This is a genomic window from Bartonella sp. AA74HLJMH, from assembly GCF_042197045.1.
In the GTDB taxonomy this organism is placed as follows: Bacteria; Pseudomonadota; Alphaproteobacteria; order Rhizobiales; family Rhizobiaceae; genus Bartonella.
Genome location: NZ_JBHIRJ010000002.1, coordinates 83,330 through 98,984 on the forward strand (window position 1 = coordinate 83,330; position 15,655 = coordinate 98,984).

Genomic DNA, 15,655 nt, shown 5'->3' on the forward strand with positions numbered 1-15,655 from the left:
AAGGCAGTATCCAATCTATAAGAGGATGCACTCTAGCCCTCAAAAGAGTGCATCCTTCCCCTCAACAGATACCGCCAAACCCTCATAAGGCAGTATCCAATCCATAAGAGGATGCACTCCGCGCCTTAAAAAAGAGTGCATCCTTCCCCTCAACGGAAACTGCCAAACCCTCATAAGGCAGTATCCAATCCATAAGAGGATGCACCCTAGCCCTCAAAAAGAGTGCATCCTTCCCCTCAACGGAAACTGCCAAACCCTCATAAGGCAGTATCCAATCCATGAGAGGATGCACCCTAACCCTCAAAAAGAGTGCATCCTTCCCCTCAACAGATACCGCCGAACCCTCATAAAGGCAGTATCCAATCTATAAGAGGATGCACTCTAGCCCTCAAAAGAGTGCATCCTTCCCCTCAACAGATACCGCCAAACCCTCAATAAAGCAGTATCCAATCCATGGAAAAGATGCACTCCGCCTTCAATAGAGTGAATCCTTCCCTTCAAGGGTTTTACTCAATTTTCATCGCATCTCATTTTTATGAACCCTCATTTTTATGAATCCTTGGTCAAAGGCACAAAAAGAAGTTTGCTAGCAACTATTGTATCACCCACCTTATGGGATTCCACTTGCCTACAGAGCTTTCAAACTTTTTTACGCCTTCATAAAATCGAATCTAAAAGAATTCATTAAGGCAATTAAGAGTAAATTTTGTCAAAATATAGACAAAGTTTATTCTTTTTTGTGATTGTTGTATTTTTACTATAGTTATTTAAATCGAATTTATATATGATACGTATCGATATTTATTTATCGAAATAAATATAGGAGAAAAACTATGAATATCAGATATTTTTTCATAGCTGGGGCTATTACAAGTGGTTTAGCTCTCGCGATTCAAAAATCTGATCGTATAGTCAATAAACAACCCTCTCCTATTGTTGCTCCTTATACTATTGAGAAAACAAATTTACATTTTGTTAAACAAGTAAGGGACACATCGGATACATTGAATATACTGAGAGTCAGTAATAGAAGCGCATCAGAACAAGCATCAATCGACGATATATACGATAAAGCAGAAAATTTATTGAATGCAATAGCTGGTTTTTTAGGATCACTTATTATATATTTCGTACAACTTGTTGCTACTAGAATATAAGATACAAAAAGTTCTTAAAGTAAGGTTATATACATTTTGTATATATTGTAAAATTTAAATAAAAAGGCCCTTTATAAAATGGGGCCTTTTTTAGTTTAATTTTTCCTTTGTTTTAGTTTAGTTTTTATTGTGTTTTTATTTTTATTGGCCAAATATCATCGCCTTCAAAAATGCCATTTTTACTTGTCTCACATCTCAAATGACAAAGGCTCTAACTCCCTAGCTTCGCTCCCATAGCGCTTTCGTTAATAAGGGTCCGCAATCTTCTTGTTCTTCCCAAAAATTCTTCTGTTTTCAAGAAAATGACCATGCATCTCCTCTGTCATCGGATTGGTTTACAGATCTCCATGAAGCAGACTGAAAAACACAAAAACACCATAACTTTTTATATCAATATCACCATACTGAAACACTGTTGAAGCTTAACAAGCGCTGCTTCATTGGCAAGGACTTCTTAAAAAGACAAAAAATACCTCAAAGGCAAAAGAGCTTAACACTGCTCAAAAATGCCATTTTTTGCCTTCCTCTCACCTCAAATGACAAAGGCTCTACCCCCTAGCTTCCCTCCCATAGCACTTTAGTCAATAGAGCTTCCCCATAGCGCCTTTAGTCAATGGAGCTCCCCCCATAGCGCTTTAGTCAATGGACCTTTCCCTCATACCGCTTGAATAAGCGATAATTTATGAGCATTTTCTAACAAAAAAGAGACCGCCTTTAAGAAGAGAGTAGAATTTATAATTGATTTTTCTCCTCTATTCTTGAGAATAAAGCCATTTTCAGTCTATTTTTTAAAATCTTGGCTATTATTCTTGATTTTTCGAACCCTTTATTTGGCTCTGGTAAGAAAGGTGTGAAAGCGTCTCAATCATGGCGCTTTCACATCTTTTAAATAAGAGTGCTTTCCTTCAACAGGAGAGTACAACACTAATCAATTTTTATATCCATAAATGCAGGTTCACCATCTTTAATATAAGTAATATCAGGAGCATGTTTTACCCCCTCTGCTTCAAACACGAACTGTTCATCACTCACATCAAATCCTTGTTCCCTTAATTCTTGTTTTTTCTCCTCGACTAATTTTTTATGAAAAGCGCGTTTTTGATTACACGTATTAGGGGATCTCACTCTGAAAAGCTGATAGTCCATGGCTATAGACCACTTCTCAGCAACCCGTTCCAGCAGATCGTAACTGAACTTTCCTTCCCTTTTCACTTCTTGAGCTATCGCTAAAGCGCGTTCCAAATGGACTTTTTCAATGGTTTCATCAAAGCCAAGCTTCTCCCCTGACGTAAAACTTTCGTCATAAGAAGCTAAAGTCTCAACATCGCCCAGCAAGGCAAGAGCAGCAAGATGCAGCAAAGCATAAGGTGCGAGCTCTATGTCATCATCCGTTGCCCAAGATAAAGAGTCTTTTTCCCAAGGGGGAATACCATATTGAGAGCGAAACATTTCATGCAAAGAATCATCTTCCATTGTCCATTTTAAAGTTTTATCGAGTGCTTTCTTTAAAAGCTGGACGCTCACTTTTTCTTCAAAAATTTCCAATCCATTGGGTACAAAATTCATAAATACCGTTGGCACAACCCCAGAATTATGAGGATTAATCGTCTGACAAGCCGCCGCAAAAATACCGCTCATAATTAAAAGTCCGCGATCAAAAGGCGAAAACTCTTCCACTCGTTGCTCGTTATAAAGAAACTGCACTTCACGATCTGGTAAAAAGAGGGTTGCCAAATAATCTCCCTTTCCCTCGATTTCCACCGACCATCCCAAGCTTTTTAAAAGCCCTGTTGCACTTTCTATCGTGAGAATTTCATCATCATCATAATCGGCAGAGAACTCTTTTTCCTTTAGTTGCAAACGCCTCTCCTGCACCACGGCTTCATCTTTCCAAAACTGCTGCGTTGCAAGATCATTTTCTTTAAGCACTCTTTCCAGCTCGCCTTTCACTTGGAAATTCATTTTCATCCGTTTGAAGACAGAGGTATAAAGAGCTAAAACAAGCATGATAATGATCATGCAAATAACAATCATCACCCAAAACAGGGGATCTAATAGAAATACGGCTATAGGATCACTGTTCATTTTTCCCCTCTCAGTCTTTAAAAAAGCCCGTGCGACAGAGAGCTTATGTGCTCTCGCACAGAGATTGCTTCTTCTAGTTTCTGAATATTTTTTCGCAACTCACCCGTCACTTTGGTGCGAAGCCGTAACATAACCGGAATAAAAATAATGACACAGACCGTTATGGCGATCGTCGTTTTAAAGAGAACGGCATGCACAACATATTGCCACCCTGTCAGCTGCCAATTTAATACACCTGGTATTTCTAGAACCATTCTCCAGATGACAATGAGAACCGCAATAGCAAAGATAATTTTATAATCCTTTGCTGAGAGCAACACTTGCTGGAGCGAAAAAGAATGCGCTCCTTTATGCGTTTCTTGCTCTGATGCCCAATTTTGCTCCTTCATGTATTCCCCTCTCTTTGAAAAGACCCCGTGTGACAGAGAGCTTATTTGCTATCACACCGAGATTGCTTCTTCTCGTTTCTGGATCTTTTTTTCCAATTTTCGCATTATGATGATGCAAAACCCAAATATCACCGAAATCAAGAAAAGTACACAGGCCGTTATGGCTTACGTCATAATAAAAATTATAATATTCCTGCTACCTTGCCACCCTCTTACCTTCCTCACATCTCAAATAGTGAAGATTTTCAAACCACGCCAATCTATAAACAATAGTCACAATTCAGCTTTTTCTTCCTAAAAATTCTCCTATTTTCAAGAAAATGACCCTGCATCCCCACTTCAATAGGATTCATTTCAAAGCTTGAATGAACAAGGCTCATAAAAATACGAAAACAACCCATATACCGCGCGCCCCTACGAGCAAAACCGTTCCTTCCTCACGCCTCAAACGATAAAGTAAGTCCCAAGCGCTCACTCTAGGCTCTAAACCCCACGGGCTCTTATTCCCTTTAATCAACACTGATCCATAATCGGCTTTTCTTCCACTCAATGCCACCCAACACTGCTCCTTTAAAGCAATGTTTACGGACAACCCATAAAAAAACACCAAAACATATCAGAGGCAAAATGGTATAGAGAGCAATCCCTATAAAGGCTGAATCTCTCATAATTTCTTCATTATTTTTTCCCTCTCATGACTTCTCAAGCGCTGTATCCTGTTCTTGCAAGACGTTTTTCAGTTCTTTTCTTAAACAGCGATACGTTCTCACCTGCTTAAAGACACCATAATAAAGTTGTAAAATCATCATAGGAATACAAGCAACCCACAGTGTCACGAACAGAAGCACGAGACCGAATATTGTAACAAGAATATCACTCCATTTTTCTCTATCGCCTTTTTTATACCAATCCTTTTGATCGGTTATTTTACCCCGTTGCAGGTTTATTTCTTTCAATTTTTGAGTATTTTTTCTCAACAAAAGCCACAATGTTATGAAGAGTATGTACAGAACTGGAAACAAGACCCAAACACACACTGTAATAACTTGCCAAAACGCATACAGAGAGAGAAAAAGAGGTGTATCCTGCCACCCTGTCAAGTTCTCTTGGCTACCCAAAGATGAGAGAAAGAAAATCCTGTTGCACAACTCAATAATGAGCGAGAGGAACCAAATGACAACACACTCTCGCACAGAAAAATAATCTTTCCCAGAAAAATAGCGTAGTTCATTATAAAATGCTGAATAAAATGCTGAATTTTTCCCCTTCATTGCTCTTCCTTTTTTTATGAAAAACGCATTTTTTTATCTCATGCCCGCTCTTTTAAGAACCACGAAAAGTGCGATGCATGGCGCTTCCCTTGTTTTCAACCCCCCCCAATTTTCTAAAAGCGTGGTTACTCTTCTCAATGATTAAGAGCATCCTCCTCATTACAAACGAAAATAGGCTCTCCTCTTTGCCTGATAATTTTCCAACCATCCCCTCTTCTTGTGTCACGAGAGCTTCTAAACATTGCCTCTTACCCCTCACGATAGCTACACAAGCGCCTTGTCACTCTCTTTATCTTACGCGTTTTAGTAGCCGTCTCATTCTACGATACTTTCTCACCTGCTTGAAAACAAAATAATAAAATTCTAAAATGAGCATGACAACACCCGCAGGAAAAAAGACGTTTAGCAGAAATATCAACCAAAAGTATACGATAAAAAAACAGCTTATTTTTTCTCTATCCTTTTTTACTGGATTATTTTGTTGATCGATTGTGTGACCCCGTTGCTGGATAGCCTCTTCTAAATTCTGAATCCTTTTTTTCAACAAATACGTTAAGATGAGATAAAGCACCAATAAAACAGGCATCAAGGCAACAACAACAACCATGATGACTTCACGTAGCACAAAAAGCGCTAAAAGAGTGCTATCCTGCGATACACTCAACGACCACTTGGCTTCTAATGGGATCAAAAGAGCTTTATAACCTATCCCAACAAGGATAGAAATAAGACAAATAATCATATGATCTTTATAAGAACGAAATGATTTTCCAAAAAAAAGAGAGCACCGTTTGTTATAAAATGTGGAATTTTCCCCCTTCATTTGCTCTTCCCTTTTATGCAACTGTTTGTCCCTAACTTTATAAGGACACGCATAATCTCTCAAGCACAATTGCATCCATTGTCGTCAAACAGAATACCCAAAGAACACTCGTATCGCCTATTTATGTTGCCAATACTTTTGCCAATTCACGTGCTTGTTTTAAAGAAATCTCTCAACACTTCCAAACCAACGCGCATCACCCCCATTTCATGAACATCCCCCATGAAAGGGATAACAATAGCGCTCCCATGAATATATCCCCTTACTATAAACTCTATCACCACCATTATTTCAATAAAAAATGTAATCCAGCACCATTCATATACGCCCCCTGCAGCCTCTATAATAGCCTTACCCTCCCTTGTAATACGCATAATCTCTCAAAGCACCATTGCATCCATTGTCGTCAAACAGAACACCCCCAGAGAACACTCGTATTGCATATTTATGTTGCCAATAGTTTTGCCAATTCACGTGCTTGTTTTAAAGAAATCTCTCAACACTTGCAAACCAACGCGCATCACCCCCATTTCATGAACATCCCCCATGAAGGGGATAACAATAGCGCCCCCATGAATATATCCCCTTACTATAAACTTTATCACCCCTATTGTTTCAATAAAAAATGTAATCCGGCACCATTCATATACGCCCCCTGCGGCCTCTACAATAGCCTTACCCTCCCTTGTAATACGGGGCACGCCATAACTCCATTCCTCAACACGGCCCCCCATTACCCTAAGGCTCCTACAACAACCCCACTCCTGCCCCAAAAACAGCCCTATCTAGCTTCTTACGATAGCCCTTATCCCTTGAAAAGACAGAAGCATTTTTATTCTTTTCTCAATTATTTTCCGCCCACTTAAGACATGAAAAAAGCAACTTCCATTGATGCGCAAATGATCGCGCAATAAGAGCATTTGAAATGAGAAAATCTTACAACTTTCTTATTCCAATTAAAAAGGATCAATGATCATTCAAAATATGACGATATATTCCTTTTTTCATTGGGGATCTTGCAAGCCAATAGCTCAGAATATATTCATCAAAGCGCTTCTAAGACAGAGAAACAGCCGCTACTTTTGAGATCAAGCATTTTAATATTAATGAAAGCACTAACATTCCCTTGCAAGTTTGAGGTGTTGTTTTGTCAACAATCTTGTTAGCATGGACTGATTCTATGATGATGCGATATCATCACAATTGCTCTTTATGGACAGCATAATGATACGCGCCATTTTACTCACAATTCTTTATAAGCCTTGCGTTATAGGCTTGTGGGGAAAAGATAAAGGAGAATCCTGTTGAATATAGCAATTATTTTGGGGTCTGTGCGTCAACCTTCCTTAACAAGAACTTTAGCCAATTATTTAGCGGATTGCCTCATAAAGCGGGGTGCATCACTTCATTGGGTTGATTTGCGTGAACAGCCCTTGCCGATGACAGATCCCGATTATCATCAGCAGGTAGAGGCTAATCCAAGTGCTGCGGTCCGTGAGTTTGTAAAAACCATTGCAGCGGCTGATGGCGTTATTCTAGCAAGCCCTGTTTATCAAGGATCTTATTCGGGTGTTTTAAAAAATGCTCTTGATAATTTGAGCTATAATGCCTTTTTAAATAAACCTGTTGGACTTATCTCTCATGGGAGTACTGCCAAAAAATGCGCACAACCTTGTGAACATTTAGTGCCGGTGGTGCACACGCTTTATGGTTATACACTCCAATGTCAAATCGCCTCTTCCAACGAAGATTTTTCCTCAGATGATGAAGGTCGTACTTGGAAAGTTATAAGTGAAGAGGTACAAACACGTTGTGAAAGACTTGCTGATGAAATGTACACATTTTTAAAGCAAAGAGGTGGGATTTAAAGTAATAAGGGAGGGGGCATGAAAAAAAAGGATGCGCACTATCGTTATTTAGTGGTAGGGGGCACAGGGATGCTTACCCCTTTGTATCAATCACTAGAGCCGCAAGAAGTGATTATTGCTGCACGCTTTCTTTCCCATAAAGTCCAGCTTGAGGCATTGCACAACAAACAGTTGTGCGTGTCGTTGGATTATGATTGTGCGGCATCAAAGGCGCAATTTTTAGAAGCTGTGAAGCAATGGCATGATCTAAAATATTGCATATTATGGATTCATTCGCCCGCCTATGCATTTTCTTGCGCATTAATTGAGCAGTTGGCTCTTTTGCCTAAACCGCCATGTATTCTTCATATTTTTGGTTCCAACACGCATGATCAAATGATCCTCGAGTGCGCGCGCAAAAACAAGGTTGATTTTATCCCCATTCAATTAGGACAAAAAACAACGCCCAAAGGTTTACGATGGCTGACCCATAAGGAGATAAGCCAACAGGTACTGAATGCCATAAAAAACCATATGAATAAACAAAACTTATGATCAAGACCTCTGCTTTGCAAAGAAGCCGAGCCCCTTCAATCTCTATCCATACCCGAACACCCTCTTGAATAGCCCATACTCTCTTACATCATAGGCTTTGAGAACGAACAATCCCCCTCCCTTACGCCTCTAAACAGCATGCCTATATCAACAGCTTCAAAACCAAACGTTTTTCTAACCCTTCTCACACGGGCTTATCCCCCTCTCACAACCATCACGGCTCTTGACCAACCACACACCTTTTTACAGTTCCACGTTTTTACGATTTTGCAAATTCACAGAAAACAACAAAACTTCCGATAAACCGCCCCATTAAAGCCTATACAAGCCTATTACAAACCTATCATCAGCCTATTCATTGCCATCAACCCTTTTCCCCCAACGCCCTCCATTCCCACTTCCCACATTCCAATTTTGACGCATTGCACAATCCAACCTTTACGCCTCCATTGACACCTTTTCTCCCTATATCCTCCCCACAACCATCACGGCTCTTGACCAACCACACCCCCTATTACAGTTACACGTTTTTACGATTTTGCAAATTCACAGAAAACAACAAACTGCCGATAAACCGCCCCATTAAAGCCTATCACAAGCCTATTCATTGCCATCAACCCTTTTCCCCCAACGCCCTCCATTCCCACTTCCCACATTCCAATTTTGACGCATTGCACAATCCAACCTTTACGCCTCCATTAGCACCTTTTCTCCCCAACCGCCCCACAACCCTCACGGCTCTTGACCAATCACACGCCCTTTTACAGTTTCACGTTTTTACGATTTTGAAAATTTACAGAAAACAAGCAAACTTCCGATAAACCGCCCCATTAAAGCCTATACAAGCCTATTATTGCCATCAGCCCTTTTCCCCCAACGCCCTCCATTCCTCCATTACCCCATTCCAATTTTGACGCATTGCACAATCCAACCTTTATGCCTCCATTGACACCTCTTCTCCCCAACCGCCCCACAACCGTCACGGCCCTTGACCAATCACACACCATTTTACAGTTTCACGTTTTTACAATTTTGCAAATTCACAGAAAACAAGCAAACTGCCGATAAACCGCCCCATTAAAGCCTATCACCAGCCTATTACAAACCTATCACCAGCCTATTCATTGCCAACAGCCCTTTTCCCCCAGAGATCAGCGTAAAATGAGAAAAACAATCGATGCCCTCCTCCCAAGCCGTGAAGCAATGGCATGATCTAAAACTTATGCCTCCCCCCATGACACGAGCACTACATGCGCTTTTTCAGCGCTGCGTTTAATTGTTTGGTAACCTTGTAATACGAGATCAAACGCTTGATAAAAGAAATATACAGTGCCACAATGGGTATTGTTAAGAAAAAATTAAAAACACCCCCCAGCAGAATGATCAAAATCACCGTCCAAGCTGCCGCCATTTCGTAATGCATTTTATCCCCTTCCTTTTATAAATTGATTGATTGGGTTGCTTCAGTCACTTCTTCCAATTGCTGAATCTTCTTTTTCAATCGATGAGTTAAAATTTCACGAAGAATCACAACAACAGGGATCGTTGCAAAAATACATACCGATAAAAAAAACCAGAAGAGCAAGAGAATGACAAAATATTCAAATCTGCTCTCATCTATCTCATCTATCCCTTTAAAGAAAATCACATAGACATAAGCTTTGAAAAACATAATGATGAAAGAGAGGCATGCGTGGAGGATATAATCTTTGCGTGAAAAAGCGAGCCATTTTTTTAACGAATAGAAACTTATCTGTGTTTCTAGTGCTAAGTTTTGCGGCACTCTCTCTTTTTCTTTTCCGCTTTTTTCAAAGAAACAAAAACGCTGTGGATGTTCTTTCATCAAACGTCTTTGTTTTTTCACTCTGTAATAGAGCCTCAAACGCTTTATTAAAGAATAATAAGGCGCCACAATAATCATATTCACAAAAATGGCAAAAACTGTAACTGCATTTAGAAAAAAATATCCAATCGGCAGAAACAAAATAAAAACCGCGCCCTCACTCCTCATGCGTATAACCTCATTGATTAATCTCTTGCTGCTTTGTTTTTTCTTTTAGTTTTTTCAATCTGCGCTCTTTAAAACGACAAATGCCCCACAAAATAGGAAGGGGTGTGAGAAGACAAAACCATATCAACACTGGTAAGAGAAAAATAAGAGAACCAATTCCTTCCCATCTTGTCCATTGCAACGGCTGTACCAGAGACTTTGCACCCGCAGGAACTTCTAAAGCCATCATGATAAGGCATGTACAAAACATGATAAAAAAGCGGTGCCCTATTATTTTACACCGTCCCACCCCTTTACGCCTTTCCACTAAAGACACCATAAATTTTCTAAATGAAAAGAAAGACTCTTCAAATGTTGCTTTTTTCTCCTGCATTGTTCCCCTCTGCTTTTACGCTTCGCGCTTTTTACGCTCTATTTTTAGGTTTAAGCTCTTTTTAAATTATCTAAACTCTTTATTTTTCTCAATAAATTTTTTCATCAATCCTAATTTCTACATCCATATATTCTAACTCCCCATCCTTTATGTAAAGAATATGAGGACGATAGTTTTTTCCATCAACCTCACAAATTGCGTCCTTTTCGTAAACAAAATATCCCTGTTGCCTTAATTCTTGTCTTTTTTCCTCGATCAAATTTTCATAAGAATCTCTTCTTCTATTGCACAAATTGGGATCTGTAGCTCTAAAACATTCATAGCTTTCCACCTCCATGGAAAAATTCTTTGCCGCCTGTTGAAGCAAATCGTAACTGGGTTGCTTTGTCTTTTCTACCGCTTGAGCAATCACCATTGCGCGTTCCAGATGCTCCTCTTCGATGCTTGCCTCAAAGCCCAGCTTCTCACCTTCCATAAAGCTTTTGTGATAAGAGTGTAAAGTTTCAACATCGCCCATCAAAGCCAGAGCAGCAAGATAACGCAGGGAATAAGAAGCCAACCGAGGGACCACAGTTTTGTTTTCCCAAGGCAGGATTCTATATTGAGAGTGAAGCATCTTGCCAAGATCAACCTCAGTCATTGCCTCATCTAAAGCTTTCTCGAGTACACGACGTAAACATCCAACGCTTACCTTTTCTTCAAAAATTTCCAACCCCTTCACATCAAAACTCAATTCAAGAGCAATCAAACCTCCAGAATTATAAGGGTCTATTGTTTGGCAAGCCGCCGCATGGATACCAGAAACCACTGCAATTGCACAATCAAATCGCGGATACCCCTTCTCAGCATTATAAAGAAACTGCACTTCACGATCTGGTAAATAATAGGTGGCCAAATGATCTCCTTTTCCCTCAATTTCCACCTTCCACCCCAAACTCTTTAAAAGCGCCGTTGCACTTTCCATCGTTAAGATTTCTTCATCAGAAAGAGAAAACTCTTTTTCCTCAGATAACGGCTTAATCATCGGCGTTGCTCCACTAGACGGCTCAAAAGCGACAGGTTGTTCAAGCTAATTCTTTTGTCACTTGGCAATACAGTCTCACCCGCTTGAAAGTAGAGTAATACAATGCCCAAATAAACATCATGACCACAGCAGAAAGCAGCGTGAAAAGCGTCAAGCCCACACCCCACGAGAGTACAACAACAATATCCATCATTTTAATATCTATCATTTTCCCCGCCCCTTCATGCGCTGTTTTGTTGAGAAGCGGTTTTTCTCCGCTTCCAGATTGCTTGCTCCAACATATCGATCTTTTCTTTCAACAGAACCGTGAAAATGATACGAACCACAAAGGCAACAGGGATGAACAAAAAAATAAACCATGATATAAGCTCCATAATTAACGAGAGAGCTGCCACGACATCCCCTTCCCACTCCGCCAACTTCCCCCCAAGCAACATGGGTACGAAGCGAAGAGCCATTCTTAAAGCTACCACAATGAAAGCAATACAAAAAATGACTTTATAATTTTTGCGTGTCAGAAACGCTTCTTCAAGCGCAAAAGACCGTGGTTCTTTATCCAATGGTGATTTTTTTCCATTGCCCCTCATTTTTTATCCCTCATTTGTTTCAATTTTCAAGCCATTTTCATGAACCGAAGCTTTCGTCCTCACAATGAATGAGAGTTCATCAATATCAAGCGCTTGTATCCTTCATCTTTTATAAAGACAATATCAAGGGTGCATTTTTTTCCATCACCTTCAAACATCGCACGAATAGAAGGTCTCTCCTACAACGCATGAGAATATATAAAGACCAGTATTCATTTTCTGCCCGCCCTTCACGCGCTGTTTTGTTGAGAAGCGGTTTTTCTTCGCTGCCAGATTTCTTGATCCAACATATCGATCTTTTTTTTCAACAAACGCGTAAAGATGATACGGACCACAAAGGCAACAGGAATGAGTACAAAAATTAAATCTAATATAACCTGCACGATGCAAAAGAGAACTGTTATGACATCCCCTTCCCACCCCGCCAACTTCCACTCAAGCCACATTGGTATGAAGAGAGCCGTTCTTAAAGCTGCCACAATGAAAGCAATGAAAAAAATGACTTTATAATTTTTGCTTGTCAAAAACGCTTCTTCCAGCGAAAAAGACCGTGGTTCTTTATCCAATAGTGAATTTTTTCCATTGCCCCTCATTTTTATCCCTCATTTGTTTCAATTTCTAAGCCATTTTCATGAACCGAAGCTTTCGTCCTCACAATGAATGAGAGTTCATCAATATCAAACGCTTGTATCCCTCATCTTTTATAAAGACAATATCAAGGGTGCATTTTTTCATCACCTTCAAACATCGCACGAAGAGAAGGTCTCTCCTACAACGCATGAGAATATATAAAGACCAGTATTCATTTTCTGCCCTCCCTTCACACGCTGTTTTGTTGGTAAGCCGTTTTTCTTCGCTGCCAGATTTCTTGATCCAACTTATCGATCTTTTTTTTCAACAAACGCGTAAAGATGATACGGACCACAAAGGCAACAGGAATGAGTACAAAAAGAAGCGCTGATATAAAAACCAATATTAATGTTAAAATGAACAGGATATAATTCCACCACCCTGTCAAATCCCACTTAAAAAACATAAAGAATGCCATTATAAAAGCTGACACAATGAAAGCAATGCAAAAGATGACTTTATAATTTTTGCTTGTCAAAAACGCTTCTTCCAGCGAAAAAGACCGTAACTCTTCATCCAATGATGCATTTTTTCCATTGCCCCTCATTTTTTATCCCTCATTTGTTTCAATTTTTAAGCCATTTTCATGAACCGAAGCTTTCGTCCTCACAATGAATGAGAGTTCATCAATATCAAGCGTTTGTATCCCTCATCTTTTATAAAGACAATATCAAGGGTGCATTTTTTTCATCACCTTCAAACATCGCACGAATAGAAGGTCTCTCCTACAACGCATGAGAATATATAAAGACCAGTATTCATTTTCTGCCCTCCCTTAACACGCTGTTTTGTTGAGAAGCGGTTTTTCTTCGCTGCCAGATTTCTTGATCCAACTTATCGATCTTTTTTTTCAACAAACGCGTAAAGATGATACGAACCACAAAGGCAACAGGAATGAGTACAAAAAGAAGCGCTGATATAAAAACCAATATTAATGTTAAAATGAACAGGATATAATTCCACCACCCTGTCAAATCCCACTTAAAAAACATAAAGAATGCCATTGTAAAAGCTGACACAATGAAAGCAATACAAAAGATAACTTTATAATTTTTGCTTGTCAAAAACGCTTCTTCCAGCGAAAAAGACCGTGGTTCTTCATCCAATGGTGATTTTTTTCCATTGCCCCTCATTTTTTATCCCTCATTTGTTTCAATTTTCAAGCCATTTTCATGAACCGAAGCTTTCGTCCTCACAATGGATGAGGGTTCATCAATATCAAGCGTTTGTATCCCTCATCTTTTATAAAGACAATATCAGGGGTGCTTTTTTTTCATCACCTTCAAACATCATGTTTTTATTCCCCACAGTGTACCCCCTATTATCTTAAGGCTTCTCTTTTCTCCTCGATCAAATTTTCATAAAAATATCTTCTTCTATTGCACAAATTTGGGTCTCTGACTCTAAAATTCTAAGTGCTCTTTTTATTTTCAGGAAGATAAGCTACTTTCCAAAGAAGAAGCAAACGAGTGCAAGCAAATCGTAACGAGGTTGCTTTGTCTTTATGACGATTTGAATCATCTAGCAAAACCGGCCCAAATAGATTTTTTCGATATTTTTTTCAAAGCCCAAACTTTCATCTTCCATAAAGCTTTTATGAGAAAGCTGCCAAATGTTAACATCAGCCCTCAATACCAAAGCTCCAAGGGTGGCAAGCAAAGAATAAGCCTCTTGAGAGATAGAACAATTTCCTTTTCCCAAGGTGGTGCCCCCATATTGAAAGCCCAAACACGCGGCCAAGATAAACCTCAGTCCTAGATCAACCTCAGTCATCGCCCTCATCAAAAACTTCCTCAAGTACACAGCATAAATGCCTTACGCTTACCTCTTCCTCAAAAAATTTCCAATCCCTTTGCCTTAAAATCCACCCCTTTGCCTCAATGCCTCGTTGTCAATCTGGCAAAGCCCTAAAATGATAAGGATTAATCATTTGGCAAGCCGCCGCATGAATACCAGCACCTCTCACAATTCCATAATCAAATTGCACAAAACCTTTTTCATCCAGAGAGAGAGAAACTGTCCTTAGCGGTCTCGTAAATAAATAGATGTCCCTCTTTTCTTTCAATTTCCCCCCTCTACCCCAGGCTCTTTAAAAGCACTGTTACACTTTCTATGGAGTAAACCGTGTGCTTTTGGCGCGTCTTCTCTATGCGTCTTACCTCTCCACCTGCAAGAAAATGGGCTTTTTTTCCCCAAACACCAGAATATCTTTTGCTTTAAGTATAGATTTTTCGCTCTCAATATCGCTTGGTAAGACACATTTTTATGCTTGATAAAAAGAAAATAAGTTACAAGATTTTCTCTCTTTAAGAGAACAGAAACAGCAAGTAAAGTCCAAGAGCAGCCCCTCTTCACTTTCCCCTCAGCACTCAAGCAAGGATCCTACTCAAGCAAAAGCCCCACTCAAACAAAAGCCTCAACTCAAGCAAGAGCCTCAATTCTTTAAAAAACACGACACAAATATAAAAAAGCATAAAACGAGAAGTACACCCATGCACCTTAATGAACAAGTCAAAAGCAAGGCTCAACAAAAGCCTCTCTTCACTTTTTCCCCTCGCTCACTTTCCCCTCACTCACATCGTATAATATGACGGGAGCTCCTTTCTGCTCAACCTCTTCTTCTAATTGCCGTATCATTTTGTTCAACTGACGGGTCACGATAAAGCGCATAATAAAAACAATCGGTAAGAATAAAAAAGTACAGGCAAGCATCCATGCTAGTGGCTCGAATACGACAAGAGAAACAAAGTCCTGCCCTCTCCATATCTTAACGACAACAGTTATAACTATTGGAGCAGTCGCCATGACCGTAGAAAGATAGAATATTTTTTTATAGTCTTGCCAAACAAGAGAAAGCTGTTTTTTATCAAACATTCTGCTGCTTTTTATTTTGGGGAGTTCTG

At 39.6% G+C, this 15,655-nt stretch carries 26 protein-coding genes; 3 read left to right on the forward strand and 23 right to left on the reverse strand.

Annotated elements, in window-relative coordinates; all coding sequences use genetic code 11:
* Positions 1-82: 82 nt before the first annotated feature.
* On the reverse strand, positions 83-280 hold the full coding sequence (locus ACFINH_RS01840; RefSeq protein WP_375631907.1) for a hypothetical protein: 198 nt from the start codon (positions 278-280) through the stop codon (positions 83-85).
* Positions 281-833: 553 nt separating this feature from the next.
* On the opposite strand from ACFINH_RS01840, the gene ACFINH_RS01845 reads away from it, so the two are divergent.
* Complete coding sequence (locus ACFINH_RS01845) at positions 834-1,157, forward strand: hypothetical protein (protein WP_375621758.1); 324 nt, start codon at positions 834-836, stop codon at positions 1,155-1,157.
* 924 nt (positions 1,158-2,081) lie between these two features.
* Here ACFINH_RS01845 and ACFINH_RS01850 read toward each other — a convergent pair.
* From ACFINH_RS01850 to ACFINH_RS01880, 7 genes are all read right to left on the reverse strand, one after another.
* Positions 2,082-3,242 (reverse strand): DUF6990 domain-containing protein, encoded by a 1,161-nt coding sequence (locus tag ACFINH_RS01850; RefSeq protein WP_375631909.1) that lies wholly within the window; start codon positions 3,240-3,242, stop codon positions 2,082-2,084.
* A 17-nt stretch (positions 3,243-3,259) separates the two neighbouring features.
* Positions 3,260-3,631, reverse strand: a complete 372-nt coding sequence (locus ACFINH_RS01855) for a hypothetical protein (protein WP_375631911.1) — start codon at positions 3,629-3,631, stop codon at positions 3,260-3,262.
* Positions 3,632-4,007: 376 nt separating this feature from the next.
* The gene (locus ACFINH_RS01860; RefSeq protein WP_375613624.1) at positions 4,008-4,187 is read right to left on the reverse strand and encodes a hypothetical protein; all 180 of its coding nucleotides are present in this window, start codon (positions 4,185-4,187) and stop codon (positions 4,008-4,010) included.
* A gap of 136 nt (positions 4,188-4,323) precedes the next feature.
* On the reverse strand, positions 4,324-4,902 hold the full coding sequence (locus ACFINH_RS01865) for a hypothetical protein (protein ID WP_375631913.1): 579 nt from the start codon (positions 4,900-4,902) through the stop codon (positions 4,324-4,326).
* Between the two features lie 289 nt (positions 4,903-5,191).
* Positions 5,192-5,725 carry a hypothetical protein gene (locus ACFINH_RS01870; RefSeq protein WP_375631915.1) on the reverse strand — a complete coding sequence of 178 codons (534 nt, stop codon included), beginning with the start codon at positions 5,723-5,725 and terminating at the stop codon, positions 5,192-5,194.
* Positions 5,726-5,871: 146 nt separating this feature from the next.
* Complete coding sequence (locus ACFINH_RS01875; protein ID WP_375631917.1) at positions 5,872-6,099, reverse strand: hypothetical protein; 228 nt, start codon at positions 6,097-6,099, stop codon at positions 5,872-5,874.
* A 96-nt stretch (positions 6,100-6,195) separates the two neighbouring features.
* On the reverse strand, positions 6,196-6,459 hold the full coding sequence (locus ACFINH_RS01880) for a hypothetical protein (protein ID WP_375631919.1): 264 nt from the start codon (positions 6,457-6,459) through the stop codon (positions 6,196-6,198).
* A 570-nt stretch (positions 6,460-7,029) separates the two neighbouring features.
* Between ACFINH_RS01880 and ACFINH_RS01885 the strand changes: the two genes are divergently transcribed.
* Both ACFINH_RS01885 and ACFINH_RS01890 read left to right on the forward strand, forming a co-directional pair.
* A complete protein-coding gene (locus ACFINH_RS01885) occupies positions 7,030-7,593 on the forward strand; it encodes an NADPH-dependent FMN reductase (protein ID WP_375621749.1) in 564 nt (187 codons plus the stop codon).
* An 18-nt stretch (positions 7,594-7,611) separates the two neighbouring features.
* On the forward strand, positions 7,612-8,127 hold the full coding sequence (locus ACFINH_RS01890; protein WP_375631921.1) for a short-chain dehydrogenase: 516 nt from the start codon (positions 7,612-7,614) through the stop codon (positions 8,125-8,127).
* Between the two features lie 364 nt (positions 8,128-8,491).
* Here ACFINH_RS01890 and ACFINH_RS01895 read toward each other — a convergent pair whose 3' ends face one another.
* From ACFINH_RS01895 to ACFINH_RS01965, 15 genes are all read right to left on the reverse strand, one after another.
* Entirely contained in the window at positions 8,492-8,629 is a 138-nt protein-coding gene (locus ACFINH_RS01895; RefSeq protein WP_375631923.1) for a hypothetical protein, read from the reverse strand.
* Between the two features lie 28 nt (positions 8,630-8,657).
* Positions 8,658-8,804 carry a hypothetical protein gene (locus ACFINH_RS01900; RefSeq protein ID WP_375631925.1) on the reverse strand — a complete coding sequence of 49 codons (147 nt, stop codon included), beginning with the start codon at positions 8,802-8,804 and terminating at the stop codon, positions 8,658-8,660.
* 153 nt (positions 8,805-8,957) lie between these two features.
* The gene (locus tag ACFINH_RS01905) at positions 8,958-9,134 is read right to left on the reverse strand and encodes a hypothetical protein (RefSeq protein ID WP_375631927.1); all 177 of its coding nucleotides are present in this window, start codon (positions 9,132-9,134) and stop codon (positions 8,958-8,960) included.
* Positions 9,135-9,373: 239 nt separating this feature from the next.
* Positions 9,374-9,550: a hypothetical protein gene (locus ACFINH_RS01910; protein ID WP_375631929.1), complete on the reverse strand. Its 177-nt coding sequence runs from the start codon at positions 9,548-9,550 to the stop codon at positions 9,374-9,376.
* Positions 9,551-9,565: 15 nt separating this feature from the next.
* Positions 9,566-10,138: a hypothetical protein gene (locus ACFINH_RS01915; protein ID WP_375631931.1), complete on the reverse strand. Its 573-nt coding sequence runs from the start codon at positions 10,136-10,138 to the stop codon at positions 9,566-9,568.
* Positions 10,139-10,148: 10 nt separating this feature from the next.
* The gene (locus tag ACFINH_RS01920; protein WP_375631933.1) at positions 10,149-10,511 is read right to left on the reverse strand and encodes a hypothetical protein; all 363 of its coding nucleotides are present in this window, start codon (positions 10,509-10,511) and stop codon (positions 10,149-10,151) included.
* A gap of 88 nt (positions 10,512-10,599) precedes the next feature.
* The gene (locus ACFINH_RS01925) at positions 10,600-11,535 is read right to left on the reverse strand and encodes a DUF6990 domain-containing protein (protein WP_375631935.1); all 936 of its coding nucleotides are present in this window, start codon (positions 11,533-11,535) and stop codon (positions 10,600-10,602) included.
* A 40-nt stretch (positions 11,536-11,575) separates the two neighbouring features.
* Entirely contained in the window at positions 11,576-11,743 is a 168-nt protein-coding gene (locus ACFINH_RS01930) for a hypothetical protein (protein WP_375631937.1), read from the reverse strand.
* Positions 11,744-11,756: 13 nt separating this feature from the next.
* On the reverse strand, positions 11,757-12,122 hold the full coding sequence (locus ACFINH_RS01935; protein WP_375631939.1) for a hypothetical protein: 366 nt from the start codon (positions 12,120-12,122) through the stop codon (positions 11,757-11,759).
* Between the two features lie 230 nt (positions 12,123-12,352).
* Positions 12,353-12,715 carry a hypothetical protein gene (locus ACFINH_RS01940; RefSeq protein ID WP_375613849.1) on the reverse strand — a complete coding sequence of 121 codons (363 nt, stop codon included), beginning with the start codon at positions 12,713-12,715 and terminating at the stop codon, positions 12,353-12,355.
* A 227-nt stretch (positions 12,716-12,942) separates the two neighbouring features.
* Positions 12,943-13,299 carry a hypothetical protein gene (locus tag ACFINH_RS01945; protein ID WP_375631941.1) on the reverse strand — a complete coding sequence of 119 codons (357 nt, stop codon included), beginning with the start codon at positions 13,297-13,299 and terminating at the stop codon, positions 12,943-12,945.
* 211 nt (positions 13,300-13,510) lie between these two features.
* On the reverse strand, positions 13,511-13,885 hold the full coding sequence (locus ACFINH_RS01950) for a hypothetical protein (protein ID WP_375631943.1): 375 nt from the start codon (positions 13,883-13,885) through the stop codon (positions 13,511-13,513).
* A gap of 388 nt (positions 13,886-14,273) precedes the next feature.
* Positions 14,274-14,534: a hypothetical protein gene (locus ACFINH_RS01955; RefSeq protein ID WP_375631945.1), complete on the reverse strand. Its 261-nt coding sequence runs from the start codon at positions 14,532-14,534 to the stop codon at positions 14,274-14,276.
* 109 nt (positions 14,535-14,643) lie between these two features.
* Positions 14,644-14,817, reverse strand: coding sequence for a hypothetical protein (locus ACFINH_RS01960; protein ID WP_375631947.1), 174 nt, complete (start codon positions 14,815-14,817; stop codon positions 14,644-14,646).
* Positions 14,818-15,293: 476 nt separating this feature from the next.
* Positions 15,294-15,626, reverse strand: coding sequence for a hypothetical protein (locus ACFINH_RS01965; protein WP_375615060.1), 333 nt, complete (start codon positions 15,624-15,626; stop codon positions 15,294-15,296).
* Between the last annotated feature and the right edge of the window lie 29 nt (positions 15,627-15,655).